The 25,949-nt window shown below is 67.1% G+C and carries 31 protein-coding genes; 12 read left to right on the top strand and 19 right to left on the bottom strand.

Translation table 11 applies throughout. The features are described 5' to 3' along the window. Positions 1-113: 113 nt before the first annotated feature. Positions 114-1,916 (top strand): DNA mismatch repair endonuclease MutL, encoded by a 1,803-nt coding sequence (mutL, locus tag ACIQCS_RS13765; RefSeq protein ID WP_345851626.1) that lies wholly within the window; start codon positions 114-116, stop codon positions 1,914-1,916. Position 1,917: 1 nt separating this feature from the next. Continuing rightward, the gene (locus ACIQCS_RS13760) at positions 1,918-2,388 is read left to right on the top strand and encodes a hypothetical protein (RefSeq protein WP_401531139.1); all 471 of its coding nucleotides are present in this window, start codon (positions 1,918-1,920) and stop codon (positions 2,386-2,388) included. Positions 2,389-2,414: 26 nt separating this feature from the next. Here ACIQCS_RS13760 and ACIQCS_RS13755 read toward each other — a convergent pair whose 3' ends face one another. The 10 genes from ACIQCS_RS13755 to ACIQCS_RS13710 all read right to left on the bottom strand — a co-directional run bounded on the left by ACIQCS_RS13755 (position 2,415) and on the right by ACIQCS_RS13710 (position 8,702). After that, positions 2,415-2,576 carry a hypothetical protein gene (locus ACIQCS_RS13755; RefSeq protein WP_345851628.1) on the bottom strand — a complete coding sequence of 54 codons (162 nt, stop codon included), beginning with the start codon at positions 2,574-2,576 and terminating at the stop codon, positions 2,415-2,417. Between the two features lie 4 nt (positions 2,577-2,580). After that, positions 2,581-2,868, bottom strand: coding sequence for a hypothetical protein (locus ACIQCS_RS13750; RefSeq protein WP_086130047.1), 288 nt, complete (start codon positions 2,866-2,868; stop codon positions 2,581-2,583). 44 nt (positions 2,869-2,912) lie between these two features. Then, positions 2,913-3,632: a CAP domain-containing protein gene (locus ACIQCS_RS13745; protein ID WP_345851631.1), complete on the bottom strand. Its 720-nt coding sequence runs from the start codon at positions 3,630-3,632 to the stop codon at positions 2,913-2,915. A 109-nt stretch (positions 3,633-3,741) separates the two neighbouring features. Further along, positions 3,742-4,344, bottom strand: coding sequence for a CAP domain-containing protein (locus tag ACIQCS_RS13740; protein ID WP_345851633.1), 603 nt, complete (start codon positions 4,342-4,344; stop codon positions 3,742-3,744). 345 nt (positions 4,345-4,689) lie between these two features. Beyond that, positions 4,690-5,307, bottom strand: a complete 618-nt coding sequence (gene rplI / locus ACIQCS_RS13735; RefSeq protein WP_345851634.1) for a 50S ribosomal protein L9 — start codon at positions 5,305-5,307, stop codon at positions 4,690-4,692. A 14-nt stretch (positions 5,308-5,321) separates the two neighbouring features. After that, on the bottom strand, positions 5,322-5,546 hold the full coding sequence (rpsR, locus tag ACIQCS_RS13730) for a 30S ribosomal protein S18 (RefSeq protein WP_010543816.1): 225 nt from the start codon (positions 5,544-5,546) through the stop codon (positions 5,322-5,324). Between the two features lie 14 nt (positions 5,547-5,560). Continuing rightward, the gene (rpsF, locus tag ACIQCS_RS13725) at positions 5,561-5,953 is read right to left on the bottom strand and encodes a 30S ribosomal protein S6 (protein WP_345851653.1); all 393 of its coding nucleotides are present in this window, start codon (positions 5,951-5,953) and stop codon (positions 5,561-5,563) included. 189 nt (positions 5,954-6,142) lie between these two features. Beyond that, positions 6,143-7,186, bottom strand: coding sequence for an alpha/beta fold hydrolase (locus ACIQCS_RS13720; protein WP_345851654.1), 1,044 nt, complete (start codon positions 7,184-7,186; stop codon positions 6,143-6,145). 93 nt (positions 7,187-7,279) lie between these two features. After that, entirely contained in the window at positions 7,280-8,236 is a 957-nt protein-coding gene (locus ACIQCS_RS13715) for a hypothetical protein (protein ID WP_401531133.1), read from the bottom strand. Positions 8,237-8,369: 133 nt separating this feature from the next. Next, the gene (locus ACIQCS_RS13710; protein ID WP_345851656.1) at positions 8,370-8,702 is read right to left on the bottom strand and encodes an RcnB family protein; all 333 of its coding nucleotides are present in this window, start codon (positions 8,700-8,702) and stop codon (positions 8,370-8,372) included. Positions 8,703-8,923: 221 nt separating this feature from the next. On the opposite strand from ACIQCS_RS13710, the gene fabD reads away from it, so the two are divergent. The 9 genes from fabD (at position 8,924) to ACIQCS_RS13665 (ending at position 16,595) form a co-directional block, all read left to right on the top strand. After that, positions 8,924-9,859, top strand: a complete 936-nt coding sequence (gene fabD, locus ACIQCS_RS13705) for an ACP S-malonyltransferase (RefSeq protein ID WP_345851658.1) — start codon at positions 8,924-8,926, stop codon at positions 9,857-9,859. A gap of 47 nt (positions 9,860-9,906) precedes the next feature. Further along, entirely contained in the window at positions 9,907-10,338 is a 432-nt protein-coding gene (locus ACIQCS_RS13700; protein WP_345851659.1) for a GxxExxY protein, read from the top strand. Beyond that, positions 10,338-11,075 carry a 3-oxoacyl-[acyl-carrier-protein] reductase gene (fabG, locus tag ACIQCS_RS13695; RefSeq protein ID WP_345851660.1) on the top strand — a complete coding sequence of 246 codons (738 nt, stop codon included), beginning with the start codon at positions 10,338-10,340 and terminating at the stop codon, positions 11,073-11,075. Before ACIQCS_RS13700 ends, fabG begins: the two co-directional genes overlap by 1 nt. A 56-nt stretch (positions 11,076-11,131) precedes the next feature. Then, positions 11,132-11,641: a hypothetical protein gene (locus ACIQCS_RS13690; protein WP_345851661.1), complete on the top strand. Its 510-nt coding sequence runs from the start codon at positions 11,132-11,134 to the stop codon at positions 11,639-11,641. Positions 11,642-11,742: 101 nt separating this feature from the next. Beyond that, positions 11,743-11,991 carry an acyl carrier protein gene (locus ACIQCS_RS13685; RefSeq protein ID WP_086129474.1) on the top strand — a complete coding sequence of 83 codons (249 nt, stop codon included), beginning with the start codon at positions 11,743-11,745 and terminating at the stop codon, positions 11,989-11,991. A 166-nt stretch (positions 11,992-12,157) separates the two neighbouring features. Next, entirely contained in the window at positions 12,158-13,417 is a 1,260-nt protein-coding gene (fabF, locus tag ACIQCS_RS13680) for a beta-ketoacyl-ACP synthase II (protein WP_345851662.1), read from the top strand. Positions 13,418-13,514: 97 nt separating this feature from the next. Further along, positions 13,515-14,426, top strand: coding sequence for an endolytic transglycosylase MltG (gene mltG / locus ACIQCS_RS13675; protein ID WP_345852099.1), 912 nt, complete (start codon positions 13,515-13,517; stop codon positions 14,424-14,426). Continuing rightward, complete coding sequence (locus ACIQCS_RS13670) at positions 14,423-14,692, top strand: hypothetical protein (protein ID WP_401531129.1); 270 nt, start codon at positions 14,423-14,425, stop codon at positions 14,690-14,692. Before mltG ends, ACIQCS_RS13670 begins: the two co-directional genes overlap by 4 nt. Positions 14,693-14,984: 292 nt before the next feature. Further along, complete coding sequence (locus ACIQCS_RS13665; protein WP_345851667.1) at positions 14,985-16,595, top strand: S10 family serine carboxypeptidase-like protein; 1,611 nt, start codon at positions 14,985-14,987, stop codon at positions 16,593-16,595. A 21-nt stretch (positions 16,596-16,616) separates the two neighbouring features. On the opposite strand, the gene ACIQCS_RS13660 is transcribed toward ACIQCS_RS13665, so the two are convergent. The 9 genes from ACIQCS_RS13660 to ACIQCS_RS13620 all read right to left on the bottom strand — a co-directional run bounded on the left by ACIQCS_RS13660 (position 16,617) and on the right by ACIQCS_RS13620 (position 25,288). After that, positions 16,617-17,084 (bottom strand): group III truncated hemoglobin, encoded by a 468-nt coding sequence (locus ACIQCS_RS13660; protein ID WP_345851669.1) that lies wholly within the window; start codon positions 17,082-17,084, stop codon positions 16,617-16,619. Between the two features lie 110 nt (positions 17,085-17,194). Beyond that, positions 17,195-17,785: a bifunctional 4-hydroxy-2-oxoglutarate aldolase/2-dehydro-3-deoxy-phosphogluconate aldolase gene (gene eda / locus ACIQCS_RS13655; RefSeq protein WP_345852100.1), complete on the bottom strand. Its 591-nt coding sequence runs from the start codon at positions 17,783-17,785 to the stop codon at positions 17,195-17,197. 14 nt (positions 17,786-17,799) lie between these two features. Then, positions 17,800-18,768, bottom strand: a complete 969-nt coding sequence (gene glk, locus ACIQCS_RS13650; RefSeq protein ID WP_345851671.1) for a glucokinase — start codon at positions 18,766-18,768, stop codon at positions 17,800-17,802. A gap of 202 nt (positions 18,769-18,970) precedes the next feature. Further along, positions 18,971-20,794, bottom strand: a complete 1,824-nt coding sequence (edd, locus tag ACIQCS_RS13645; protein ID WP_345851673.1) for a phosphogluconate dehydratase — start codon at positions 20,792-20,794, stop codon at positions 18,971-18,973. Between the two features lie 171 nt (positions 20,795-20,965). Further along, the gene (pgl, locus tag ACIQCS_RS13640) at positions 20,966-21,673 is read right to left on the bottom strand and encodes a 6-phosphogluconolactonase (RefSeq protein ID WP_345851675.1); all 708 of its coding nucleotides are present in this window, start codon (positions 21,671-21,673) and stop codon (positions 20,966-20,968) included. 153 nt (positions 21,674-21,826) lie between these two features. Beyond that, positions 21,827-23,284, bottom strand: coding sequence for a glucose-6-phosphate dehydrogenase (gene zwf / locus ACIQCS_RS13635; RefSeq protein WP_345851676.1), 1,458 nt, complete (start codon positions 23,282-23,284; stop codon positions 21,827-21,829). A gap of 402 nt (positions 23,285-23,686) precedes the next feature. Continuing rightward, positions 23,687-24,628 carry an N-acetyl-gamma-glutamyl-phosphate reductase gene (argC, locus tag ACIQCS_RS13630; protein ID WP_345851677.1) on the bottom strand — a complete coding sequence of 314 codons (942 nt, stop codon included), beginning with the start codon at positions 24,626-24,628 and terminating at the stop codon, positions 23,687-23,689. Then, the gene (locus ACIQCS_RS13625) at positions 24,625-24,819 is read right to left on the bottom strand and encodes an SH3 domain-containing protein (RefSeq protein ID WP_345851678.1); all 195 of its coding nucleotides are present in this window, start codon (positions 24,817-24,819) and stop codon (positions 24,625-24,627) included. Before ACIQCS_RS13625 ends, argC begins: the two co-directional genes overlap by 4 nt. A 118-nt stretch (positions 24,820-24,937) precedes the next feature. Then, positions 24,938-25,288, bottom strand: coding sequence for a MarR family transcriptional regulator (locus tag ACIQCS_RS13620; RefSeq protein ID WP_086129485.1), 351 nt, complete (start codon positions 25,286-25,288; stop codon positions 24,938-24,940). 204 nt (positions 25,289-25,492) lie between these two features. Between ACIQCS_RS13620 and secG the strand changes: the two genes are divergently transcribed. Beyond that, positions 25,493-25,888, top strand: a complete 396-nt coding sequence (secG, locus tag ACIQCS_RS13615) for a preprotein translocase subunit SecG (protein ID WP_345851680.1) — start codon at positions 25,493-25,495, stop codon at positions 25,886-25,888. Positions 25,889-25,949 lie beyond the last annotated feature (61 nt).

Below are 25,949 nucleotides of genomic sequence, written 5' to 3'. Positions count from 1 at the left end.
TAATCGCACAAAATATCTAGTCCGGGACCTTTCCGGGACGGACTGGAGAATCCGGCCTGGTTGCCATGCGGTTGGGGTCGCGGGATGCCGCCGCTTGGGCTAGAGCAACGACCATGTCAATACGCCGTCTGCCCGAACACCTTGTCAACCGAATTGCAGCGGGAGAAGTGGTCGAACGCCCCGCCAGCGCGCTGAAAGAACTGGTCGAAAACGCAATCGACGCCGGAGCCACCCGGATCGCCGTCAAACTGGCGGGCGGCGGCACCGACCTGATCGAGGTCACTGACGATGGTTGTGGCATGTCTCCGCCCGAAATGGCGCTCGCGCTGGAGCGCCACGCCACGTCCAAGCTCCCCGACGACGAGATCGACCAGGTCACGACTCTGGGCTTTCGCGGCGAGGCCTTGCCCTCGATCGCCAGCGTGGCACGGATGACGCTGGAGAGCCGGGTGCGCGGCGCCGAGGGCTGGAGCCGGGTGGTCGACAATGGCGCGCTCGTCTCCGAGGGCCCGGCCGCACTCCCCCCGGGCACGCGCGTGCGAGTCGAGGCGCTGTTCGGCCGCGTGCCGGCGCGCCGCAAGTTCCTGCGCTCGCCGCGTGCCGAATATGCCGCCAGCCTCGACGTGATGAAGCGCCTCGCCATGGCGCGGCCCGATATCGCCTTCTCGGTCGAGCATGACGGCCGCCGGGCGCTGCAGGTGCAGGGCGGGGAGACCGGGCCGGAGCGCGTGGCCGGGCTCACCGATCGCGCGCTGGCCGAGAACAGCGTCGCGGTGGATTTCGAGCGCGAGGGGATCATGCTGGGCGGCGTCGCCGGCCTGCCGACCTTCAATCGCGGCGTGGCCGATCACCAATATCTGTTCGTCAACGGTCGCCCGGTGAAGGACCGCCTCCTCATCGGCGCGCTCCGCGGCGCCTATGCCGAGATGCTGGCGCGCGACCGCCATCCGGTGGTCGCCCTGTTCCTCGACGTGCCGCCCGACCAGGTCGATGTGAACGTCCATCCGGCCAAGACCGAGGTTCGCTTCCGCGATCCCGCGCTGGTGCGCGGGATGATCGTCTCGGGCCTGCGTCGCGCGCTCGACGAGGCGGGGCATCGCAGCGCCCAGCGCCCGAGCGAGGCGGCCCTGGGGATGTGGACGAGCGAGGCGAGCGTGCCGGTGGCACCTGCGCCGCAGCTATGGGATGCCGGGCCCGGCTTCGCGCCGGCGCCGCGGCACAACCCGGCACCGGCCTATAGTTACGCGAGCGTCCAGGATCGCCGCTCGAGCTTCTCGGCCCCACCGCCGCTGGCGCGCGCCGAGCCGGCGGTCGAGCCTGTGCCGCAGAGCGTCCAGCACCCGCTCGGCGTGGCGCGTGGCCAGGTCGCCAGGACCTATATCGTCGCCGAGGCCGAGGATGGCCTGGTCCTGGTCGACCAGCATGCCGCGCACGAGCGGCTCGTGCTCGAGCGGATGCGCCGCGCCATGTCCGAGGGCGGCGTGGCGTCGCAGGGGCTGCTCGTCCCCGAAGTCGTGGAGCTGGACGAGCCCGGCTGCGACCGGCTGGAGGCCCGCGCCGCCGAGCTTTCCGAATTCGGCCTGGATCTCGAGCGTTTCGGGCCCCGCGCCATGCTGGTCCGCGCGGTGCCGGCCGCGCTCGGCAAGGGCGACGTGCACGCGCTCGTCACCGATCTCGCCGACGAGCTCGCCAGCTTCGACGAGGCGCTCAGCCTCAAGGAAAAGCTCGACCATGTCGCCGCGACCATGGCCTGCCATGGTTCGGTGCGAGCAGGGCGCGTGCTGTCGGTGGCCGAGATGAACGCGCTGCTCCGCGAGATGGAAGTCACGCCGCACTCCGGCCAGTGCAACCATGGCCGCCCGACCTGGGTGAAGCTGGCGCATGGCGATATCGAGAAGCTGTTCGGGCGGAAGTGAGATGACGCTCAGCACATTCGCCGCGATGATCCTGTCCCTTTGGTCGATCCATGACCCGGCGGCGGATGCTCGAACCGGCGTGAAATGCCTGAAGGGGCTTGCTCCCGCGCTGATCGCCGGCGCATTTTCGGGCTCGACCGATTGCCGGCGAGACCAGATCTCCGTCCGTAAGGTTGGGGATATCCGGGCCGGCGGGCGCAGCTTCGCCATTTACGAGTATCGTTACAAGCTGCGGCCCGTTTGCGCGGAGTGCGCCAGCCATGGAGGCCAGCGAATAATCGTCATGACGCATGGCCGTTACATCGGGCAATATGGCGGTCTTGATTACCGGGCGCGCGCGACGATCCGCGGCGGCAAGCTGATATTGTCGCCTGCCCCGGGCGGCAGCGTTGCGCCAGCGGTCGTCCGCTTCTCGGCCGGCGGCCCGTCGAAGCGGATTTTCCTCGAAGAGCCGATCATTTTCTTCAGATAGGCTTGTCGTCCGGGGACTGCGCTCGGTCAGGGATCCTGCGCCGGTGCCATCTTCCACAATGCGAGAATGTGGAAGCCGCCCGCGACGACGCCTCCGGCTGCCAGGCAGGAAATGGTAGCGAGCCAGCCCTGCCACGAGGCGGCAATATAGCCAAAGCCTGCCCAGCGCCCGAACCACGGCGCATGCATCGGCCTATCGCCGCACCTTTCCGAAATGCCAGGCGCAATAGCTTCCCAGCACCAGCCATCCCGCGATCACCGGCCATATGCCATAGGTCCGCAGCGAATAGCTGAGCAGTGCCGAGATCCCGATTAGCAGGTTCGCCGAACCCCAGTAGAAGTTCATCAGCGGCGTCGAGAGCCCCACGCCGCGCGGGCGGGAAAAAGGCGTGGGGAAGGGCTCGCCGCGCAGACCGGCGGCGAGGTGAGGGATCGCGTTGCAGAGCAGCGCCCCCGCGAGGAACAGCACCAGATAAGCCATTAGGGCATGATCCTCACCGATAAGAGAGCGCCTGGCAATGCGCCTCAGCGCTTCGTCGTGGCCGGCATCCGAAAAACCTGGCCGCCGCGTGCCCGGGCCCATTCCGGCACCACCGGCGAGCCGTCGGCGGTGCCGCTGAAATCGACTACGCAGATGCTGCCGAAGCGGCGATGCGCGCCGCAGCCGACGCCGGCGAAGCGGAAGTCCGACTGGAACAGCAGCGCGCGATGCCCCCGGCCGCGCACGCCGTCATCGATGATCAGGCTGCGGACGACCGCGCCGGCATCGCCGCTGCCATACCAGATGCCTTCGCCGACATAGATGTCGCCGCCATGCCGCCGCACGCGCTCGCCGGGGCTCAGCCCATCGCGCGAGACATGGCCGTTGCCGCCGGTGGCACCTTGTTCGTCGGCATGATCCTGCGCCGCCAGTGCCAGCAGCTCGGCCCGGCCGAGCGGCGGCAGCGGTTCCTGGCGTTCGAGGAAGTCGATCGCCTCGTCGACCGCGTCGACCCCTTCGTTGGTGATCACGCCGTTCTGGTCGCCCGGCAGGAACAGTACGCGGCCGTCGAAAAAGTCGCGATACTCCCGCAGCGTGTCGGCATATTCGCGGGGATTCGCGCGCGCGCGATTGATCTCGGCGAGTACGTCACGCTCGAGGCGCGAGGCATTGGTGGCGCGCTCGCCGGCCGAGGCGGCGGCGCCGCCGGCCAGCAGCAGGGCGCCCGCGCCGAGCGCGGCGATCCAACGGCTCTTGGCAATCACGATCGGGCTCCCCCCGGAGCCGGCCGGGCCCCGCGCCCGTCCGTTGCATCACGGATAGTGGCATCCGCTTAACCGCCTGAGAAGGCAAGCGGATATTCGGGAGTTAACCTTAGGGGCGGCCGTCGGGCCGGCGGCCGAGATCGGCGACGCACATCACGCGATACGCCTTGTGCGGCCCGCAGGCGATGCCGGCATGGCGCATCTCGGCCGCGAACAGCGTCCGTCGGTGCCCACGACCGGGCACGCCGTCGTCGACGATCAACTGGCGGACCACCTCGACGGCGCTGGGCGGACCATAGGTGATCACTTCGGCGACATAGTCGCCGCCGCCCCGGCGCTGCACGCGGACGCGCGGATTGCCGCCATCGGCCGAGATATGCCCGGTGCGCCCGCTGGGACCCTGCTCGCGGACATGGTCGCGCGCGGCGCGGGCGAGCAGGGCGGACGGTTCGATCGGCTCCAGGGGAGCCTGACGCTCGAGGAAATGGATCGCTTCGTCCACTGCCCGTGTGCCCTCGTTGGTGCGCAGCCCGTCCGGATTGCCGGGATAGCGGACGATCCTGCCCTTGAAGCGCTGGCGATACACGCGGAGACGTTCGGCATAGGCGCGTGGCCGAGTGCGGGCGAAATTGATCTCGGTGCGTATCGCGGCCTCCAAGTCGGCCTGGGGCGGCGCGGCGATCGCGAGGGCAAGGGGGAGGAAAGGCGGCATCCCGCTCCCTATAGACGGTATCGGGGTGAATGCCTCCCGAACAAAAGATTAACGCAGGCTGCAACCTTGCCCGGCCCGGCTCGTTCTATGCGGTGAACAACAGGCAAGGTTCGGATCAAGATGAACAAGGTTCTTCCCGTGGTACTGGCCTTGATTCCGTTGGCGGCGGTGATTGGCGCCTGCGTTTCTTGTCCGTGAGGCCGTGAATTCATTCACGATTTCTGGTTTATGCTAAGGGTTTACTTGAGAGTTATCCGGAATTCCGAAGTTTTCAATGGATCGCATAAGAAAAGGGCCGCCCCGGCATTCCGGAGCGGCCCTTTCATTTTCCCGTGACGGGGGCGATCAGCCCTCGGCGGTCTCGCCTTCGTCGGCGGCCGGAGCTTCCTCGCGGACCTCGGCAGTTGCGCCCGGCTCGGCGTTCGGATCATAATCTTCGACGAAGCCGGTGGTGTCGCGGCCTTCCTCGAACATCTGGGCCATCACGTCGACGCCCTGGGCCTGCATGTCGGCCTCTTCCGGCGAGCGGGCGACGTTGACCTTGACGGTCACCGACACCTCGGGGTGCAGCGCGACGCGCACTTCGTACACGCCGATCGCCTTGATCGGCTTGTCGAGCACGACCTGCGCCTTGGTGATCTTGTGGCCGTCGGCGACGAGCGCCTCGACCAGGTCGCGCACCGCGACCGAGCCGTAGAGCTGCCCGGTATTCGACGCCTGGCGGATCAGGGTGACGGACACGTCGTTGAACGTGCCGGCTTCCTTCTCGGCGTCCGTGCGGCGCGTGGCGTTCTCGGCCTCGATGCGGGCGCGGTTGGCCTCGAAGACCTTGCGGTTCGCGGCGTTCGAGCGGAGCGCCTTCTTGTTCGGGAGCAGGTAGTTGCGGGCGAACCCGTCCTTGACCTTCACCACGTCGCCGATAGCGCCGAGCTTCTCGACGCGCTCAAGCAGAATGACTTCCATGGGTTGAGCCTCCCTTACTTAACGATGTAGGGCAGCAGGCCCAGGTGACGGGCGCGCTTGATGGCCTGGGCCAGCTCGCGCTGCTTCTTGGCGCTCACCGAAGTGATGCGCGACGGGACGATCTTGCCGCGCTCAGAGACGAAGCCCTGGAGCAGACGGACGTCCTTGTAATCGATCCGGGGAGCGTCCTTCGCGGAGAAGGGGCAGCTCTTGCGGCGGCGGAAAAACGGGCGTGCCATGGTCTATATCTCCCTTATTCGCCGCCGAAACCGGTGTTGCCGCCGGCTTCGTCACGATCACGACGGCCACGGCCGCGCTCACGATCGCCCTTGCGCATCATCACCGAGGGACCCTGCTCCAGCTCGTCGACCTTGACGGTCATGTAGCGGATCACGTCTTCGTTGATCTGCGTCTGGCGCTCCAGCTCGGCGACCACGCCGGCCGGCGCGTCGATCTCGAGCATCACGTAATGCGCCTTGCGGTTCTTGGCGATGCGATAGGCGAGCGAACGAAGACCCCAGGTCTCGGTCTTGACGACCTTGCCTTCATTGTCCTCGACGATCTTGGTGGCGGCTTCCGCCAGAGCGTCCACTTGCGCCTGGGCCAGATCCTGGCGCGCAAGGAACACGTGCTCGTAAAGAGCCATGTATTCTCTTCCATGTTGGCCGATCGCTGACACCACCCCGTGCGGCGCCCCTCCGGCTGTCGTCTCATATTCAATGGTTCGCGCGAGTGGGAATCGCGTCCCCACCTGAACGAAGGGGCGCCCTTAGCGGAGGCGGGCAGGAGAGGCAAGCTCTAAACCCCTCCGGCGCCGGGGGAGGAAAGAGACGGTCTAGCGCCTGGCACCCTCGGGCGCGAGCCGGTCGATCAGCCAGTGTGCGATCAGCGTCTCGGGGAATAGCCAGCGGCCGCCGGGTGGGGTGATATTGGGTGGCGTGTCGGCGGGGCGATAGATGAACAGGTGCCCGGCGCCGGGTACCTGGACCACCAGCGCTTCGGGATTCTCGGCCAGCACCGCCATCGCCGCGGCGGCATTGGCGTCGGGCGACTGGTCGCGACCGGCCAGCACGGCGAGAACCGGGATGCGCAGGCGTGCCAGTGCCGGTCCGGGTGCAGCTTCGTACATCGACAGGATCTGCGCGGTGTCGAGGGTCCTGGTCGCGCCTTCCGCGGCATTCGGGGTAAAGCCCGCCTGCACGAATGCCGCGACCAAATCGCGCCGCCCTTGCGCGACTGCGTCGCTCGGTGCCGCCCGACGGCGGGCTTCCATCCAGGCACGGGTCGCTCCGGTGACTCGATTGGTGGCGTCGATGGAGTGGCCGCTCTCGACAAGCTGGTCGCGCATGCTGTTGAGGAACATGCTCCCGCTTTCCCCGATCGGCCCAGCAAGGAAGACGATAGCCGCCAGGCCGCCATCACGGTCGGCGACGATCGGTGCGGCCACGGCGGCCAGGCTATGGCCCAGGAGCGCGATCCGCTTGCCGTCGATGTCGCCGCGCAGGCGGAGCCATTTGATCGTGGCGGCAAGATCGGCTTCCATCTCCTGCATCGTGTCGGTGAAGGTGCCGGTCGACTGGCCGGTGCCGCGCTTGTCGAAGTCGATCGTCGCGATCCCCGCAGCGTTCAGCCGCTGCTGCAGCGAGAGATAGGCGCCGCGTTTCTGCACACCCGAGCCGCTCCGGAGGATGACGACGGGAAAGGGGCCCCTCCGCGCCGGCAGGCGCAGCGTCCCCGCCAGTGTCACTCCCGGTTCGGAAGGAATGCGCACTTCGGTGCTGGTCACCGATGTCCTGGCCGCTTTGGGAATGGCGTGGCTCGCGGTGCCGGGCGCGAGGAGCAGCGCGGCAAATGCGGTCAGGACCATGGGGGTAGCCATGTTATCGGTTCTCCCTCAGGTGCAGCCGGGCGTCATTCCGGAAATCTGACCGCGTCTGAGCGAGACTGCAAGCTCCGTACCCCGGTGCCCCGTTTAGTACCGTTCGCCATTCCCCCGCGGCCGCGGCATCGGCCGGGTGTCGCTCGCCACGATCGGTGCCGGGCTGCGCGAGAGCCAGCCGCCGTCATCGTCGAGTCGGGGCTTGGGGAAGTCCGCCGGCGGATGGATCGGGCCGCAGGATTCGTCGTCCCACTGGATGCAGCGGATCCGGTCGTTATAGACTACGCCCCGGACGTTGCCGGTGCTGCCGTCCGGCCGGGCATAGCTGCTGTCGAGATACCATTCGCGGTTCTTCCGGGGCTTGCCCGAGCGCACCGGCTCTGAGACCCGGCCCATGTCGATCCCGCGAAAATGGCGCGAGAAGCTGTCGAGCTCGATCGCGGCGCGGAAGCGGCTTTCCGGCGATCCCGGCCCGTCGAGCCGCTGGGTCAGCCAGTTGATCCGGCGGTCGCGCCGCGCCTCTTCCTCGCCCAGCTTGGTGATCCAGCCGGTGTCGCGCACGAACATGCCGACGGTGGAGAAGGTCACTTCGGACTGTTTCGGAATACCGCGCACCGAGACGATCTGGCCCTGGAAGCCCTTGGCGCCGCAGGTCGTCGCCTGCCACATCGTGCCGTCCGCCTCGTAGAGTTCGCAGCCCGCCGCGGTGCGCCGGCCGATCAGCGTGCCTTCGCGCAGCCCGTTCGGCCCCTCGAACCCGCCGACCGAATAATAGAAGCCGGTGACGTGCTCGCCGTCGAAGCTGAGCACCACCTTCACGCCGCCCCCGACGACCTGCTGATAGCAGCGCTGGTCGGGATAGGGGCAGGGGGCCTGCTCGCGGCGGCGCAGGTCGGCGGTGACCGAGGTCTTGCCGGTATAGTTGCCGAAATAGGCGACCTGGCCTTCGAAATCGGGGGCGAGACCGCCATCGTCGCGGTCCGCCGCAATCGTGGCGAATGGCATCAACACGGCCGCGGCAAGGGCCGTGAGGGCTGCTGCCCTGAACATCCTGCATTCCTCCCTGTCGACGCGCGTTAACCATAACACTAACGGAGCCGAAACGAGGAGTCGGATTCTTCGCGCGAATGTAAAACGGCAGGGCATGGCCCTGCCGTTTCGTGCACTCGTCCCGGGTTCTGCTTCAGCGGATCGCGCCGGCGAACACCGCCGCGATGATACCCGAGGTGATGCCGACCAGCACCGCGTCATTGCCCGACTGGACATAGCGATAGCCGCGCGGCGGAGCCTTCAGGCCGCGATAGTGGCGATAGTCGATCTGGCGATAGTTGCGGGCATAGCGGCTGTCGAAGCGCTCGCCCTTGCGCCAGTTGCGATAGCCCGGCTTCGTAACGACGACCTTCTTCTTGACGACCACCTGCTGCTGCGCCGGCGGGCGGCCATGCTGCGGGGCGGCGGCGAGCACCGGGGTCGCGACCAGCGAAGCGGCGACGGCGGCGAGAACGAACTTCTTCATGACTGCACTCCTCTTGTCGGTGGCGCCGGATTGCTCTGGCGTCGAAGGCAATCTGGGCAGGCCGTGTCGCAGGTGTTTCCCGTTCGATGCGCGAAATGGTCGCAATGTTTCGCAAGCGCGGCGGGTTCGTTCAGCTTCCGCGCGGCGCCCCCGGGGTTGCGTCGGGCAGGGCGCGGTTCTAACGCGCGGCCCCATTGCAGCGCCGCCGACAGGAGAGATACATGCGCGCCTTCATCTTCCCCGGCCAGGGCAGCCAGGCCGTCGGCATGGGCAAGGCCCTTGCCGAAGCGAGCGCCACCGCCCGCGAAGTCTTCCAGGAAGTCGACGAGGCGCTGGGCCAGAAGCTGTTCCAGCTGATGGCCGAGGGCCCGGAGGATCAGCTGACCCTGACCGCCAATGCCCAGCCGGCGATCATGGCCAATGCCATCGCGGTGCTGCGCGTGCTCGAGAAGGAAGGCGGCATCCGCCTTGCCGACAAGGCCGATTTCGTCGCGGGCCATTCGCTGGGCGAATATACCGCGCTCTGCGCCGCCGATGCCCTGGATCTCGCGACCACCGCGAAGCTGCTCCGCATCCGCGGCGATGCGATGCAGGCGGCGGTGCCCGTCGGCGTCGGCGCAATGGCCGCGATCCTCGGTGCCGACCGCGAAAAGGCCCAGACGATCGCGGACGCCGCGGCCGAGGGGCAGGTCTGCACCGTCGCCAACGACAATGACCCGTCGCAGGTGGTGATCTCGGGGCACCGCGAGGCGATCGAGCGCGCGCTCCCGATCGCCAAGGAGATGGGCGCCAAGCGCGCGTTGCTCCTGCCGGTCTCGGCGCCGTTCCACTGCCCGCTGATGCAGCCTGCCGCCGATGCGATGGCCGAGGCGCTGGCGGCGGTCTCGATCCGGGCGCCGCTGGTGCCGGTCTATGCCAATGTCACCGCGGCCCCGGTCGCCGATCCCGACACGATCCGCGCGCTGCTCGTCGAGCAGGTGACCGGCATGGTCCGCTGGCGCGAATCGGTGCTGGCGATGTTTGCGGCGGGTGTGACCGACTATGTCGAGTTCGGCGGCAAGGTGCTGGGCGGCATGGTCAAGCGCATCGCCCCCGACGCCGCACCGGTGAGCGTGGTGACGATGGACGACATCGAGGCGCTGGCGAAGACGTTGTAAGGAGGTTTTGTTCGCGCAAAGACGCGACGACGCGACGAGGGGGTTGCTTGAAGGATATCGAGCGGATCGCAACGGACGTGCTGGACATCTCGGTGCGATTGCATGGGGATCTGGGGCCGGGTTTGCTCGAATCGGTTTATGAAGCAATTTTGGGGGCCAAGCTGACGGCGCTCGGCTACAACGTCGCGCGACAAAGGGCGATCGACATCGAGTTCGAGGGATTGCGGTTCGATGCCGCGTTTCGCATTGACCTGCTCGTCGATGACTTGTTGCTGATAGAAATCAAATCCGTGGAGCGTCTCAATCCAGCGCACGCGAAGCAGTTGCTCACCTATCTTCGTTTGACGAAGCAGCCCCTTGGGCTGCTTATCAATTTTGGCGGCGCGACGCTGATGGAAGGGGTCCGTCGGCTCGCCAACAACTACAACCCCGTTGCGTCGTCGCGTCGTTGCGCGAACCAAAATCAAGGAATCCAATGATGTTCGACCTCACAGGCATGACCGCACTCGTCACCGGCGCTTCCGGCGGCATCGGCTCCGCGATCGCCAGGGCGCTGGCCGCACAAGGCGCCCGGCTCGCCGTGTCGGGCAGCAATGCCGAGAAGCTCGAAGCCTTCCGCGCCAGCCTGGGCGGCGACCATGTCGCGCTCGCCTGCAATCTCTCCGACAGGGCCCAGGTCGATGCCCTGGTGCCCCAGGCGGTCGAGGCGCTCGGCCAGCTCGACATCCTCGTCAACAATGCCGGCGTCACGCGTGACAATCTGGCGATGCGGATGAAGGACGAGGAGTGGGAACAGGTCATCACCGTGAACCTCGAGGCCGCCTTTCGCCTGATCCGTGCCGCCGCCAAGCCGATGATGAAGGCGCGATTCGGCCGCGTCGTCTCGATCACCTCCGTCGTGGGCGCGACCGGGAACCCCGGCCAGGCCAATTATGCCGCGTCCAAGGCCGGCCTGGTCGGCATGTCCAAGGCGCTGGCCCAGGAGCTGGCCAGCCGCAACATCACGGTGAACTGCGTCGCCCCGGGCTTCATCCGCTCGGCGATGACCGACGTGCTGCCCGAAGCGCAGAAGGAAGCGCTGCTCGGCCGCATTCCCGCGGGCAAGCTGGGCGAAGGCGAGGACATCGGCGCCGCCGTCGTCTATCTTGCCAGCAAGGAAGCGAGCTACGTCACCGGCCAGACCTTGCATGTGAACGGCGGGATGGCGATGCTGTGAGCCTGGCGGGGGCCTGGAGTGTGATGTCTATGCGTCTTTTCGGAATCGCGGCCCTCATGGCCGCAGCCCTTGCGGCCCCGGCCCAGGCCGCCGATCTCGCGACGATCGATTGCGTGATCGGCAAGCTCAAGCCGGCCCTGACCGAGCAGATCGGCAAGGACGTCACGCGCAACATGGGGGAGGGCGCCGCGGTGCGCCCCACCTATGATCCGGCGGTCGGCAGCGGCATCTCGATTGCCGCGAAGGAATGCGCCGACGCGCACAAATGGTCCGAGGCGGCGCTGGAGGCCGCGCGGGTCTACACGCTCGCCAAGCTCGGCCAGCCGATTGCCGAAAAGGCCGTTGTCGACCAGGGATTCGATCCCAACGAGCTCGAGACCCGGTTCGACGCGCTGCCCGAGGATGCGCGCAACCGTCCGCTCACCACCGAGGAAATGCAGCAGCTGGTGATCGCATCGGTCACCGACGAAGCGAAGCAGACGCGCGCCAACGCGGCGCTGCTCAACAAATATTTCCTGTTCCTCAGCACCGTCCGCTACGCGGCCTGGCAGTTTTCGCAGGCCTGACCGCAACGGCACCCACGCGCACCCTCTTGCAACGACACCATGTGCGATCTAGGTGCGTTCCAACGATATTGAGCCCCTAGCTACAAAGGAAAACAGGGACCATGGCCACTCAGGAAGAGATCACCACCCGCGTGACTGCGCTTGTCGTCGATCACCTCGGTGTCGATGCAGGCGACGTTTCGCCGACGGCGAGCTTCATTGATGACCTGGGCGCCGACAGCCTCGACATCGTCGAGCTGGTGATGGCGTTCGAAGAGGAATTCGGCGTCGAGATCCCCGACGACGCGGCTGAGAAGATCAGCACCGTCGGCGACGCGGTCTCCTACATCTCCGAGCACCAGGCGGGCTGATCGCCCCCGGGCGATCGTGCCCTTATGGGCCGAGCTTGAGAATCCAGCGGCTCCCCGTCCCGGGCTCGAAGAGAGTTGGGCGGGGAGCCGTTTTGTTTTGGCCATGAAATCAGGTATTTCGCCTGCTTTCATGTGTGAATTTCGAGAAGTTTGACGGAGAAAGCGGATGCGCCGTGTAGTTGTCACCGGCCTTGGCCTCGTCACCCCGCTGGGCGCGGATGTCGAGACTGCCTGGAAGAACATCATCGCCGCCAAGTCCGGCGCGGGCACGATCACGCGCTTCGACGCGACCGATTTCCAGAGCAACTATGCCTGCGAAGTGAAGGGGCCGGACCATGAATATGGCTTCGATCCGGGCAAGCGCGTCGATCACAAGGTCCAGCGCCAGGTCGATCCGTTCATCGTCTACGGCATCGATGCCGCGGGTCAGGCGATCGAGGATGCCGGCCTTACCGACATGCCGGAGGAGATGCGCTTCCGCGCCGGCTGCTCGATCGGCTCGGGCATCGGCGGCCTGCCGGGCATCGAGAGCGAATCGCTCGTCCTGGCCGAGAAGGGCCCGAAGCGCGTCAGCCCGCATTTCGTCCATGGCCGCCTGATCAACCTGATCTCGGGCCAGGTCTCGATCAAATACGGCCTGATGGGCCCGAACCATGCGGTGGTCACTGCCTGCTCGACCGGCGCCCACTCGATCGGTGACGCCGCGCGCATGATCGCGATGGACGACGCCGACATCATGCTCGCCGGCGGCGCCGAGAGCACGATCTGTCCGATCGGCATCGCCGGCTTCGGCCAGGCGCGCGCGCTGTCGACCGGTTTCCGCGACGACCCCGCCAAGGCCAGCCGCCCCTGGGACCAGGACCGTGACGGCTTCGTCATGGGCGAGGGCGCGGGCATCGTCGTGCTCGAGGAATATGAGCACGCCAAGCGCCGCGGCGCGAAGATCTATGCCGAAGTCGTCGGCTATGGCCTGTCGGGCGACGCCTATCACGTCACGGCGCCGCACCCCGAGGGCTCGGGCGCCTTCCGCTCGATGCAGATGGCGATGAAGAAGTCGGGCCTCGACCTCGGCGACATCGACTATATCAATGCGCACGGCACCTCGACGCCGCTGGGCGACGAGCTGGAGCTGGGCGCGGTGCGCCGCCTGTTCGGCGATGCGATCGGCGGCCTCTCGATGAGCTCGACCAAGTCGGCGATCGGCCATCTGCTGGGCGGCGCGGGCGCGGTGGAGAGCATCTTCTGCATCCTGGCGCTGCGCGACCAGATCGTGCCGCCGACGCTGAACCTCGACAATCCGAGCGAAAATTGCGCGGGCGTCGATCTCGTCCCGCACATCGCCAAGCAGCGCAAGGTCCGCGCGGTGCTGAACAACTCGTTCGGCTTCGGCGGCACCAATGCCAGCCTGGTGATGAAGTCTGTCTGAGGAAGCACCAGCGCCGGCGGAACCGCCCGCCAGGCCCCGCAAGCGGCTTGGCGGCTGTGCCGTGCTGGTCGCGATCCTGGTGCTGGTCGCGCTCGGCATGGGCGTGCTCCAGCTCTGGGGCGGGGCGGGGCCGGCGAAGCAGAATCTGACGGTGATGATCCCGGAAGGGGCGAGCCTGTCGCGCGCCGCCACCGAGCTGGAAAAGGCCGGTGCGATCGGCTCGGCACGCCAGTTCCTCGTGCTCGCCAAGCTGCTGGGCAGCAAGGATGCGATCAAGGCGGGCGAATATCGCGTGCCGGCGCATCTCAGCCAGTCCGACATCCTCAAGATGATGCAGGGCGGCCGCACCCTCCAGCGCTTCGTCACGATTCCCGAGGGCACGCCGTCGATCCTCGTCTACGAGACGCTGATGAAGGCGCCCCAGCTCACCGGCGAGATCCAGGTGCCGGTCGAAGGCACGGTGCTGCCGGACAGCTATGCCTATAATCGCGGCGATACCCGCCAGTCGGTGCTCGATCGCATGCAGAAGGCGATGGCAGCCTATCTCGCCAAGGCCTGGGAGGCGCGCAAGCCGGGCATCGCGGTGAACGATCCGCGCGACGCGCTCACGCTCGCTTCGATCGTCGAGAAGGAAACCGGCAAGCCCGAGGAGCGCCGCACCGTCGCCGCGGTCTATTCGAACCGCCTGCGCCAGAACATGATGCTTCAGGCCGATCCGACCTTCATCTACCCGATCACCAAGGGCAAGCCGCTCGGCCGCCGTCCGCTCCTCTCCGAGGTGCATGCGAAGAACGATTACAATACCTATGAGAAGGTAGGCCTGCCGATCGGCCCGATCACCAATCCGGGCCGGGCGAGCATCGACGCGGTGCTCGATCCGGCGACCTCTTCGGCGCTGTATTTCGTGGCGGACGGCACCGGCGGGCACGTGTTCGCGGACACGCTCGAGCAGCACAACGCCAATGTGCAGAAATGGTACGCGATCCGCCGGGCGCGGGGAGAGATGTGATCCGGGCCGTGCACGAACTGCGCGGTGAGCTACGGGTCATTGGCGACAATGCGACGCTTCTGCTTGAGGATGGCCAGACGATCGCGATCGCCGTACCCGGTTTCCTTGAGAGGCTGTCGGAACGGGTGCCCTGCTATGTCGGTGGTCCCTGTCTCTATCGGGACCGGGTGCTGATTCTGGGCATAGTGGATAGTCGAGCCCGGCTATTGGTGGAGTTCCAATCGGGAACGCTGTTCCGCGAAGGCGAAGGCGACTATCCCTTCTGATGCCTTTGCCGCGAGCGGCGTGGCCGCCGAGCGGGCATTGCCGGCGGCTTCAGGCGGAAGCCTCGCGTGACCCTGGGTCCAATCCCGTTGGGGAGGCTGGCGACGATCATTCTCGCGCGCCGGATGCGATCTTCCTTCCCGCTCCACCCGTGGGAGAGGGAGTGGGGGATCTGCATTCGGCCATGCCGCGTCCCTGGCGGGAGGTGTCCGCAGGACACCCCCACCCGCTTGTCTCCCAAATCGCGGCGTGTAACCTTGTTTCGTCATCGCTACGAAACCGGGGAATCGCCGCATGCATCGCCTTGTCCTGCCCAGCCTTCTGCTTGCCACCGCCGCGCCGGCCTGGGCACAGGACAAGGCCGAGCCGCCGGCCGCCAAGGGGCAGGGCTATCGCGAGCAGCTGAAGGCGGAGGCCGAGGCGGCATGGGCGCGTCCGCCCGTCGCGGAAGCCAGCGCGGTCAGCCATGGCGCCGTGACGGTGGCGGGGCAGAACATCGCCTATACCGCCACCGCCGGCACGCTCACCGTCCGCGATGACGAGGGCAAGCCCACCGCATCCTATTTCTACACCGCCTATACCCGGGATGGGGTGGGGAAGGGGCCGCGCCCGGTTACCTTCTTCTACAATGGCGGCCCTGGCTCACCGACGATCTGGCTGCACATGGGCAGCTTCGCGCCGGTGCGCGTGACCACCGCCAATCCCGAATATATCCGCCCCGCGCCCTATGGCTTCGGCCCCAATTCCCATTCGCTGATCGACAAGACCGACATGGTGTTCGTCGACGCGATCGGTGCCGGCTGGTCGCGGCCGCTGGGCGACAAAACCGGCAAGGATTTCTGGGGCGTCGACCAGGACGCCGATGGCTTCGCCCGCGCGATCCTGCGCTACACCAGCAAGTTCAACCGCTGGGCCTCCCCGAAATTCCTGTTCGGCGAAAGCTATGGCACGCTGCGCAACCCGGTGGTCGCCGCCAAGCTCGAATCCGCCGGCCTCAGCCTCAACGGCATCGTCCAGTTCTCGACGATCATGAACTATGGCGTGCGCCAGCCGGGCTACGACCAGAATTATCTTACCCTGTTCCCGACGATGGCGGCGACGGCCTGGTATCACAACCGCCTGCAGAACCGTCCGGCGGACCTGGGCGCCTTCCTCGACGACGTGCGTGCCTTCACCAGCGGTCCCTATGCCGCGGCGCTGGCCAAGGGATCGACGATCTCGCCGGAGGAAAAGGCCGCGGTCGCGGCAAAGATGGCCGAATATACCGGCATCGGCCAAGCCTATATCCTGCGCGCCGATCTGCGCCTCACGCTGCCGCGCTTCCAGACCGAGCTGTTGCGGGATCGTCGCCTCGCCGTGGGCCGGCTCGACTCGCGCTACCTGCTGAACGTTACCGATGCGAATGCCGACAGCCCCGAGGATGATCCCGCCTCGACCGCGGTCTCGGGCGCCTTTGTCGCGACATTTCAGGACTATGCGACGCGCGTGCTCGGCTACAAGACGGACATGCCCTATCGCATGAGCGCGCGGGGCCCGGGCTTCGAATGGGACTGGAAGCATCGCGCGCCGGGCGACGGCACCCATCTGGCGCCGGACAGCGCCGTCGACCTCGCCTATACGATGCGCACCAATCCCTATCTCAAGGTGCTGTTCATCAACGGCTATTTCGACTTCGCCACGCCCTTCTACGGCGCGGAGTTCGATGTCAGCCACATGTTGCTGGATTCCCAGCTCCAGAAGAACATCCGCTTCACTTATTATCATGCCGGGCACATGGTGTATCTGAACCCGGACACGCTCCCGGAGATGCACCGCGATCTCTCGACCTGGTATGACGATGCGCTGCGCGCCGCGGCCTCGAGCAGCCCGCCGGCACGCCCGGAGGCCAAGGCCGGCAAGAACTGACGAGAGGGTTCGGTCACGGCTTCAGGCGAAGCCTTCGCCCGGCCCCAATCCAAGCTTGCCGTGGTGGTGGACGGCGATGCCGTTCAGGAAGCTGTTCGCGATCATCCGGGCGCGTTCATGGACATGCTCGGCGGCGTCCCCGCCGCCGATCTCGGCCAGGGTCGCGGCGAACAGGTCGAGCCAGCGGGCGAACATCGGCTTGTCGAGCCCCGGGATGGCGAGGTGCAGCGGCATCGGCCGCCCCAGATATTCGCCACTGCTGAACAGGACCGAGCGCCAGAAGCGCTTCATCTGGGCGAGATGCGGCTCCCAATCGGCGATTCGCGCGCCGAAGACCGGGCCCAGCACCGGATCGGCCTGCACGCGACCATAGAAGCGCTCGACCAGCTCGGAGACATAGGCATCGTCGATCCCCATCTCCGCGGCCGCCCGCCGCTTCTCGTCGCGCATCGCGATGGCATGGGGGGAGGGCGTGCCGGTCTTCTCCATGGCGGCTATGTGGTGTGGATAGCCCGCAACGGAAATGGGACATTCCGTCCCAGTGGCTCGCCCCGTTCCGATATGGCCGTCACCCCGGCGAAAGCCGGGGTCCCGGGCGATCAGCCCTTCAGCGCCGCCGCTTCGCGCGCCAGTGCCTCGACCTGCGCGTAGCTCGCGCCCTTGGGCGTGACCCAGGATCCGCCGACGCACAGGATCGGATCGAACGCCAGCCATTCCGGCGCGGTCGCGGCGGAGATGCCGCCGGTCGGGCAGAATTTGCACTGATAGAAGGGCGCGGCGAGCGCCTTCAGCGCCTTCAGCCCGCCCGAAGTCTCGGCCGGGAAGAACTTGAAATGCGCCAGCCCCAGGTCGAGCCCGCGCATGATGTCGCCGGCATTGGCCACGCCCGGCAGATAAGGCACGCCGCTGCGCACGATGGCGTCGCCCAGCCGGTCGGTCAGGCCCGGCGAGACGATGAACTCGGCATCGGCCTTCATCACCTGCTCGAACTGCTCGGTGTTCACCACCGTGCCCGCGCCGACGATCGCGCCCTCGACCTTCTTCATCTCGGCGATCGCCTCCAGTGCGGCCCCGGTGCGCAGCGTCACTTCGAGCACGCGCAGGCCACCCTTCACCAGTGCCTCCGCCAGCGGCCGAGCCGTGGCGGCGTCTTCGATCACGAGCACCGGGATCACCGGCGCGGTCTTCATGATGGCTTCGATATTCAAAGGGCATGCTCCTGCGCGAACGCCGCGGCGGCGCCGTACAGGCCCGGCTGCGGGTGCGTGATGAGCTTCACCGGAATGGAAGACATCAGGCCCTGGAACCGGCCCTTGGCGACGAACCGCTGGCCGAAGCCCGACTGCAACAGATGGTCCTTCAAGCGCAAGCCCAGACCGCCGGCAATCACGACGCCGCTCGGGCCGTGGCACAGCGCCAGATCACCCGCTACGGCGCCCAGGCTCAGGCAGAAGCGGTCGAGCGCGGCCACTGCCAGCTCGTCCTTGCCCTCCAGCGCCAGGCCCCAGATCGCCTTGTCGTCGAGCCGGTGGACCGGCTTGCCCTCGAGCTCCGCCAGCGTCTCATAGAGCGAGACGATCGCCGGGCCGGCCGCCACGCGCTCCTTGGAGACACGGGTATAGGTCTTGCGCAGGCGCTTCACGAGCGCATCCTCGATCGGGTCGAGCGGCGCGAAATCGCTGTGGCCGCCTTCGGTGGCGATCACGTCATATCCGGCGCGGTGGCGGAAGACCTGGGCCACGCCCAGGCCGGTGCCGGGGCCGCACACGGTGATCGATCCCCTTTCCGGCAGCGCCTCGTCCGGCCCGCACAGATGGAGGAAATGCTCCTCGCCCATCTGCGCGACGGCATGGCCGATCGCCTCGAAATCATTGACCACCGTCCAGCTGTCGGCGCCCAGCCGCTCGGGGATCAGGGCAGGGCGAATGATCCAGGGGTTGTTGGTGAGCTTGATGATGTCGCCGCCCACCGGCGAAGCCACCGCCAGCGCCGCCGCCTTGGGCAATTCGCGGCCCAGCGCCTCGCCATAGGCCTGCCAAGCGAGCTGCAGGCTGGCATGTTCCGCCACCTTCTGTGTGATCGGCTCGCTGATCGAGACCACGCGGCCCTTGGCCACTTCGGCAATGGCGAAGCGGGCGTGCGTGCCCCCGATATCGACCGCGACGACTTCCATTCGGGCTCCTGATCCTCTCATCCGCCTGGGCCTGTCAACGTTGCCATGCCCGGCTGCGCCCTTCTTCCCCCGTGCGACGCAGAAGTAAAGGACAACCATCCCATGATATTTCCGTCATCCCGGCGAAAGCCGGGATCTCAGGCGAAGGCGTGGGACAAGAGCCGCACGAGATCCCGGCTTTCGCCGGGATGACGGCTTTGGCTCAAAGCCCCGCTTCGGCCAGCATCGCGGAAGCGCCCTGCTCGGCCTCGTCGCAATGGTGGCGCAGCATCGCGAACAGCTCGCGGCCGGTGCCGATCGCCGGCGGGGGCGACGCCATATGGGCGCGCGCGTCCCATTCCGCTGCCTCGACCAGCGCGTTCAGCTCGCCCGTCTCGGCGCAGAGCCGCACCACATCGCCGTCGCGCAGCTTGCCGATCGGCCCGCCTCCCAGTGCCTCGGGGCTGAGATGGATCGCGCACGGCACCTTGCCGCTCGCGCCCGACATTCGCCCGTCGGTCACCAGCGCGACCTTGTATCCGCGATTCTGGAGGACGCCCAGCGGCGGGGTGAGCTTGTGCAGCTCGGGCATGCCATTGGCCTTGGGCCCCTGGAAGCGCACGACCACCACCACGTCGCGATCGAGTTCGCCTGCCTTGAAGGCTTGCTGCACCTCGGCCTGGTCCTGGAATACGCGGCACGGCGCCTCGATCGTCCAGCGTTCGCGCTCCACTGCGCTCACCTTGATGCAGGCGCGGCCCAGATTGCCCTTGAGGATGCGGAAGCCGCCCTCGGGCGAGAAGGGTGCCTCGGCGGTGCGCAGGATGGTGTCGTCGCCGCTCTCGGTGCCGTGATCGACCCACATCAGTTCGTCGCCGGCCATCTCCGGCTTGCGGCCATAGTCCGCCATGCCGCCCTTGCCGACGGTCAGCGTGTCGGCATGCATCAGCCCGGCGCGGAGCAGTTCGCGGATCACGAAGGTCGGGCCGCCGACATCCTCGAAGCCGTTCACATCGGCCGAGCCGTTGGGATAGACGCGCGCCAGCAGCGGCACCACGCGGGAGAGCCGGTCGAAATCGTCCCAGTCGATCGTGATCCCGGCCGCGCGCGCGAACGCCGGCACATGGATCAGATGGTTGGTCGAGCCGCCCGTCGCCAGCAGCACGATCGCGGCGTTCACGATCGCCTTCTCGTCGACGACATGGCCGATCGGGCGATAGTCGTCGCCGTTCCAGCCGATCTCGGCGAGCCGGTGGACGGCGGCGCGGGTCAGCTCCTGGCGCAGCTTGGTGCCCGGATTGGCGAAGGCCGCGCCCGGCATGTGCAGGCCCATTGCCTCCATCATCATCTGGTTGGAGTTCGCGGTGCCGTAGAAGGTGCAGGTGCCCTTGGAGTGATAGGCGGCGATCTCGGCGTCGAGCAGCTCGTCGCGGTCCACCTTGCCTTCGGCATAGAGCTCGCGGATCCGCGCCTTCTCCTTGTTGGCCAGGCCCGAGCGCATCGGGCCGCCCGGCACCAGCACCATCGGCAGATGGCCGAAGCGCAGCGCCCCCATCACCAGCCCGGGCACGATCTTGTCGCAGATGCCGAGCAGCGCCGCGCCTTCGAAGGTGCGGTGGGAGAGGGCGACCGCGGTGCTCAGCGCGATCGTGTCGCGGCTGAACAGCGAGAGCTCCATGCCCTGATAGCCCTGGGTCACGCCGTCGCACATCGCCGGCACGCCGCCCGCCACCTGCGCGGTGGCCCCGGCCTCGTGCGCCCAGACCTTCATCTGCTCGGGATAGCGGTAATAGACCGCATGCGCCGACAGCATGTCGTTATAGGCGGTGACGATGCCGATATTCATCGAGCGCCCGGCCTTCAGCTGGTCGCGCTGCTCGTCGGTGCCGGCATAGGCATGGGCGAGGTTGGCGCAGCCGAGCTTGGGCCGGTCGTTGCCCGACTCGCGCTCGGCATCGACCAGCGCGAGATAGGCGCGGCGGCGCGCCTTGGAGCGTTCGATCACTCGATCGGTGACGGCGGCGATTTCGGTGTGGAGCTGGGTCATATGCCTATTCCGCTTGTACTGGCTGCTCCCCGGCGGTGGCCGGGGCCCGATATCGGGCTGATTGTCGAGGCGCCCGAGCCTCTCGAACGACATCGCGACCGGGCCCCCGCTCCCCCGAGCGCCCGCGGGGCGGACGCTCGGGCTGGCTTTGCCCGGGGGCCGGTCAAGGCGTCATGCCGCCCAGTGGATGTCCACCGGCAGCTCGACATCGGCGAGGACGCGGCCGACCGGATAGCTGGACGAGGCGCCCTGTTCGATCGCCGCTTCCAGCACTTCCTTCTTCGCCTCGCCGGTGATCGCGATCATCAGTGCGCGCGCGGAGACGATGGCGGCACGCGACAAAGTCACCCGGGCGACCGGCGCTTCCGGCGGCAGGGGATCGGGCATCACGCCCAGCGCGCGCCGCTCCTTCGGCCCGTTCAGCGCCTCGTCGAAATCCGGGCCCGGGAAGATCGAGGCGCAATGCCCGTCGGTGCCGATGCCGAGCAGGCAGAGATCCAGCGGCCAATGCACGTCCTGGAGCAGCGCATCGGCCGAGCGGCCCGCCGCCTTGTAGTCCGGTGCCTTGTCGCTCACCAGCGGGATCACCCGCGCGCCCTTGGGAAGGAAGATCTTGCCGATCGCGGTGACGTTGGAGAGCGGGTCGCCCAGCGGCACGATGCGATCGTCGCCGGGAATGATCGTCACGCGCTTCCAGTCGATCTTGGCGCTGGCCAGCTTCTCGTAGATCGGCAGCGGAGTCTTGCCCCCGCCCAGCGCGATCACCGCCGCGCCGCGCGCGTCGATCGCGCTCTCGATGATGAAGCCGATGTCGCCGGCGACGGCCTCTGCCATCTCGTCGGCGCTGTCATAGTCCCACCATTCGATTTCGGTCGTCATGTTCGTTCCTTGCGTTTCAGATGGGTAGTCCTGGCTCGAAAACCATCGTCATGCCGAACTGCCCGACGATCGTCTCGCGCCAAATGTCCCATGTTCGTCATCCCCGCGAAGGCGGGGGGGACGGTTAAGGTCGCGGCACTGCCTTACGGCAACTCACTCGTTCCACGTCACGCCGTCGCGCTCGGTCAGCGCGATGGCGGCGCTCGGGCCCCAGCTGCCCGAGGCATAGGGCTTGGGCTTCACATTGCCGCTCTTCCAGCCTTCGCGGATCGCGTCGATCCACGCCCATTGCGCTTCCACCTCGTCGCGGCGCACGAACAGCGTGGGATCGCCCTCGATAAGGTCGAGGAACAGCCGCTCATAGGCGATGCGGCGGCGGGTGCCGGCGAACTCATGCTCCAGGCTCAGGTTCAGCGGCACTTCCTTCAGGCGGATGCCGTCGCGATCGAGCCCGGGCTCCTTCGCCATGACCAGCAGCTGGATATACTCCTCGGGCTGGAGGCGGATCACCAGCACGTTCGGCTTCAGCGCGCCGCCGCGGTCCTCGAAGATCGAGTGCGGCACCGGCTTGAACTGGATCACGATCTCGCTGCGCCGTTCCGCCAGCCGCTTGCCGGTGCGCAGATAGAAGGGCACGCCGTGCCAGCGCCAATTGTCGACATGCGCCTTGATCGCGACGAAGGTCTCGGTGTCCGAGGGTTTTTCCAGATCGGTGTCGTAGGAGCGCACGATCTCGCCCTTCACCGCGCCGCCGCCATACTGGCCGGTCACGGTCAGGTTGGGCACATCGGCCCCGGCGACCGGACGCAGCGAGCGCAGCACCTTCACCTTCTCGTCGCGGATCGAGGTGCCGTCGAAGCGGGCCGGCGGCTCCATCGCGATCAGCGCGAGCAGCTGGAGCATGTGGTTCTGCACCATGTCGCGCAGCGCACCGACATCGTCATAATAGCCCGCGCGGCCTTCGAGGCCGACCGTCTCCGAGACGGTGATCTGGACGTGATCGATCCCCTGCGCGTTCCACACCGGCTCGAACAGCGAATTGCCGAAGCGCAGCGCCAGGATGTTCTGCACCGTCTCCTTGCCGAGATAATGGTCGATCCGGAAGGTGCGATCCTCCGGAAAGGCCTCGGCAACGATGTCGTTGACGATGCGGCTCGACTGGAGGTCGACGCCCAGCGGCTTCTCCAGCCCGATGCGGACATTGGCGCCGGTCAGCCCCGCGGATTCGAGCCCCTTGATCGTGGGCCCGAACAGCGAAGGCGCGGTCGACAGGAAGATGGCGAGCCCGTTCGAGATGTCGCCGAGCTTCTCGGCCAGCGCGGCGAAGCCTTCCGTCTTCGAGGCATCGAGCCGCTGGTAGAAGATCCGCTCGAGAAAGCTGCCGACAGCGCTGTCATCCTTCCTGTCGGCCGGCACGAAATGATCGAGCGCTTCGCGGGCGAATGCGCGGAAGCCGGCGTCGTCATAGTCCGAGCGGGCGGTGCCCGTGATGGTCAGCCCTTCGGGCAGCAGGCCGTCGGCATGAAGACCATAGAGCGAGGGGAGCAGCATCCGCTGGGAAAGGTCGCCGGTGGCACCGAACAAAAGCAATTTGCCCGCGGGCTGTCGCATGGATCGCCTCTCTGTCGTCGTTTCGGGCCCGCGAGACACCAATGAGGCGCAAAGATCAAGGCCGCGAGGAGCGCTCCAGATAGGGTAACCGGTGGCAACCCGCCATGTCCGAGATCGGATTTATCTGTCAGTGCCCCATCGGCCTCCAAAAATTCCTCCCCCAGCTCGCTGGGGGAGGGGGACCGCCGGCGAAGCCGGTGGTGGAGGGGCCGCTGCGGCACGCAGCGGTGTAGCCTCGATACGAAAGCACCGTCGCTTACGCGCCGGCCCCTCCACCATTCGCTATGCGAATGGTCCCCCTCCCCGAGACAAGCTCGGGGAGGAATTTTCTGGCCGCGCCGGAAACAGAAAAGGCCGGACCCAAGGGCCCGGCCTCCTCAAAGCCCACAACCAAACAGGCCCCTAAAGCACCAACCCCGCGGTCTGGTCGAACCCCGCCATGATGTTGAGGTTCTGCACCGCTGCGCCGGCTGCGCCCTTGCCGAGATTGTCGAGCGTCGCCACCAGCCGCGCCTGGCCGGTCTCGGGATTGCCGAAGACCCGCAGCGAAAGCCGGTCGGTTCCCGCATCCTCCTCGATGCGCACCGTCGCCGCGTCGCCGGGCAGCACGCGCACGATCGGCGAATCCTTGTACGCCTCGCGCAGCGCATTCTCGATGGCGTCCAGCGACGGCCGGCGCGTGAATGCCTGAAGGGGCAGGGGGACCTCGACCAGCATGCCGCGATAGGTTCGCGCCACCGCCGGCTGGAAGATCGGCGGATGGACGATGCGGGCGTGCTTGGTCATCTCGGGCACATGCTTGTGCGCGAGGTTGAGGCCATAGTTGCGGAACGCGGTGCCGGTGTGATTCGGCGCGTCCGCATCCTCGAACTCGGCGATCATCGACTTGCCGCCGCCCGAATAGCCCGAGACCGCGTTGACGGTCAGCGGATGGTCGTGCGGCACCAGGCCTGCGCGGATCAGCGGGCGGACGAGCGCGAGGAAGCCGGTGGGATAGCAGCCCGGATTGGAAACTCGCGCCGCCTCGGCGATCTGGGCCGCCTGGCCGGGCTCCAGTTCGGGAAAGCCATAGGACCAGCCATCGGCCACGCGATGCGCGCTCGAGGCGTCGATCACGCGGACCTTGGCGGCCCTGATCATCTCCACCGCCTCGCGCGCGGCGTCATCGGGCAGGCAAAGGATCACGAAGTCCGCCGAATTGAGCGCATCCTCGCGCTTCGCGGCGTCCTTGCGGTCCTTGTCGCTCAGGATGATCTGCTCGATCCCGTCGCGGCCGTCGAGCCGCTCGCGGATTTCCAGGCCCGTGGTGCCCACGGCGCCGTCGATGAAGACCCGAATCGTCATGCCGCCGGGCGCTCCAGCATCGCGGCGGGCACATAGCCGACCAGCTTGTGCCCGGGCGCGACGCCCCAGGCATGGTCGCCGGCGAATTCGAGCACTTCGAACGAATCCCCCGCCGAAAGCTGGGCGAGGGTTTCCGAATCGGGCTTGGGGCCGGCATGGAGCATTATGGGCGAGGCGATGATGCGGGGCATAGGCGCCGCATAATGGGGTGCGAACACCCGATCCGCCAGACGTACGTCTGCCAGGTCGCGACGAACGGCATCGACCCTGGGATCGATGGGAACCGAACGGCCCTTCAGCGAGAAACGCTTACGCGCTGGCCCTGCGGGCGACTGGCTCGATGTGCTGGCCAGTGAGGAAATGCCCGAATTCTGCAAGAAACTCTGCCCCTTCCGCGGTCTTTGCGACGAAGATGTTCCGCTTGTCGGTATCGTCGCGTTGACGGCGCAGATAGCCGAGCGTGCCCAGACGATTCAAGGCACGCGTGACGACGGGCTTCGAGACGTTCAAAGCCCGGGCCAATCCGCGCACGGTATGGGGGCCGGGATCCAGATAGACGAGCATCAGCAGCGCCATTTGCCGATTGGTCAGGTCCGGTTCGCCCGATCGCACATAGTCGACGAGCGTGTTCTTCCACGAAGAAAGCGAGCTGTCGGTCATTGCGTTCACGGCATCTACTCTGTTGTTTTGCCCCCGATACGCCGGGGCTGAAGCTCATAACGCGCGTGAACCGATCCGGTTTCAGTCCGGATGCGAAATGTTACGGCTTTGTTGAACCGGCGTGGCCGGTTGGGCCTTCCAACGGTTGATCGGAGCGGGCGGCTCCCCTATGTGCCGCCTTTCTTCAAGAGGTCCGCGCATTTCATGTTCACCTTCCTGCTCATCGTCCAGGCCTTCATCGCCGCGGGTCTCGTCGGCGTGATCCTCCTGCAGAAGTCGGAGGGCGGCGGCCTCACCTCGAGCGGCAGCCCCTCGGGCCTGATGTCGGCGCGCAGCGCGGCGGATTTCCTGACGCGCACCACCGCGATCCTCGCCACGGCGTTCATCGCCATGTCGATCCTGCTCGCGTTCCTGGCCGCGAATCGCCACGGCGCGACGATCGACGCCTCGCTCCAGCGCGCCGCGCCGGCCGCGGCGCCGCAGGCGGTGCCGACCACGGCGCCTCCGGGCGGCGCGGTGCCGTTCGCCCCGGGCAACAGCACGGCTCCGGCCGCGCCGTCGTCGACGCAGGGCAACAGCGCGGTTCCGCTGGCCCAGTAATCTTCGCCGGCCCTGCGCATCCGGGGCCTGTCCACAAAAAATCTGCGCACCGGCGTGAGTC

Origin of the sequence: Sphingomonas sp. NPDC092440 (assembly GCF_044754985.1) — a bacterium.
Lineage (GTDB): Bacteria > Pseudomonadota > Alphaproteobacteria > Sphingomonadales > Sphingomonadaceae > Sphingomonas.
The sequence above is the reverse complement of the archived record's forward strand: the minus strand, read 5'-3'. Positions and strand labels throughout refer to the sequence as shown.

Coding starts and splice junctions, on each gene's coding strand:
- mutL (WP_345851626.1), top strand. CDS start 114: ATGTCAATACGCCGTCTGCCCGAACACCTTGTCAACCGAATTGCAGCG.
- ACIQCS_RS13760 (WP_401531139.1), top strand. CDS start 1,918: ATGACGCTCAGCACATTCGCCGCGATGATCCTGTCCCTTTGGTCGATC.
- ACIQCS_RS13755 (WP_345851628.1), bottom strand. CDS start 2,576: ATGCATGCGCCGTGGTTCGGGCGCTGGGCAGGCTTTGGCTATATTGCC.
- ACIQCS_RS13750 (WP_086130047.1), bottom strand. CDS start 2,868: ATGGCTTATCTGGTGCTGTTCCTCGCGGGGGCGCTGCTCTGCAACGCG.
- ACIQCS_RS13740 (WP_345851633.1), bottom strand. CDS start 4,344: ATGCCGCCTTTCCTCCCCCTTGCCCTCGCGATCGCCGCGCCGCCCCAG.
- rplI (WP_345851634.1), bottom strand. CDS start 5,307: ATGGAAGTCATTCTGCTTGAGCGCGTCGAGAAGCTCGGCGCTATCGGC.
- rpsR (WP_010543816.1), bottom strand. CDS start 5,546: ATGGCACGCCCGTTTTTCCGCCGCCGCAAGAGCTGCCCCTTCTCCGCG.
- rpsF (WP_345851653.1), bottom strand. CDS start 5,953: ATGGCTCTTTACGAGCACGTGTTCCTTGCGCGCCAGGATCTGGCCCAG.
- ACIQCS_RS13720 (WP_345851654.1), bottom strand. CDS start 7,186: ATGGCTACCCCCATGGTCCTGACCGCATTTGCCGCGCTGCTCCTCGCG.
- ACIQCS_RS13715 (WP_401531133.1), bottom strand. CDS start 8,236: ATGTTCAGGGCAGCAGCCCTCACGGCCCTTGCCGCGGCCGTGTTGATG.
- ACIQCS_RS13710 (WP_345851656.1), bottom strand. CDS start 8,702: ATGAAGAAGTTCGTTCTCGCCGCCGTCGCCGCTTCGCTGGTCGCGACC.
- fabD (WP_345851658.1), top strand. CDS start 8,924: ATGCGCGCCTTCATCTTCCCCGGCCAGGGCAGCCAGGCCGTCGGCATG.
- fabG (WP_345851660.1), top strand. CDS start 10,338: ATGTTCGACCTCACAGGCATGACCGCACTCGTCACCGGCGCTTCCGGC.
- ACIQCS_RS13690 (WP_345851661.1), top strand. CDS start 11,132: ATGGCCGCAGCCCTTGCGGCCCCGGCCCAGGCCGCCGATCTCGCGACG.
- ACIQCS_RS13685 (WP_086129474.1), top strand. CDS start 11,743: ATGGCCACTCAGGAAGAGATCACCACCCGCGTGACTGCGCTTGTCGTC.
- fabF (WP_345851662.1), top strand. CDS start 12,158: ATGCGCCGTGTAGTTGTCACCGGCCTTGGCCTCGTCACCCCGCTGGGC.
- mltG (WP_345852099.1), top strand. CDS start 13,515: ATGGGCGTGCTCCAGCTCTGGGGCGGGGCGGGGCCGGCGAAGCAGAAT.
- ACIQCS_RS13665 (WP_345851667.1), top strand. CDS start 14,985: ATGCATCGCCTTGTCCTGCCCAGCCTTCTGCTTGCCACCGCCGCGCCG.
- ACIQCS_RS13660 (WP_345851669.1), bottom strand. CDS start 17,084: ATGGAGAAGACCGGCACGCCCTCCCCCCATGCCATCGCGATGCGCGAC.
- eda (WP_345852100.1), bottom strand. CDS start 17,785: ATGAAGACCGCGCCGGTGATCCCGGTGCTCGTGATCGAAGACGCCGCC.
- glk (WP_345851671.1), bottom strand. CDS start 18,768: ATGGAAGTCGTCGCGGTCGATATCGGGGGCACGCACGCCCGCTTCGCC.
- edd (WP_345851673.1), bottom strand. CDS start 20,794: ATGACCCAGCTCCACACCGAAATCGCCGCCGTCACCGATCGAGTGATC.
- pgl (WP_345851675.1), bottom strand. CDS start 21,673: ATGACGACCGAAATCGAATGGTGGGACTATGACAGCGCCGACGAGATG.
- zwf (WP_345851676.1), bottom strand. CDS start 23,284: ATGCGACAGCCCGCGGGCAAATTGCTTTTGTTCGGTGCCACCGGCGAC.
- argC (WP_345851677.1), bottom strand. CDS start 24,628: ATGACGATTCGGGTCTTCATCGACGGCGCCGTGGGCACCACGGGCCTG.
- ACIQCS_RS13625 (WP_345851678.1), bottom strand. CDS start 24,819: ATGCCCCGCATCATCGCCTCGCCCATAATGCTCCATGCCGGCCCCAAG.
- ACIQCS_RS13620 (WP_086129485.1), bottom strand. CDS start 25,288: ATGACCGACAGCTCGCTTTCTTCGTGGAAGAACACGCTCGTCGACTAT.
- secG (WP_345851680.1), top strand. CDS start 25,493: ATGTTCACCTTCCTGCTCATCGTCCAGGCCTTCATCGCCGCGGGTCTC.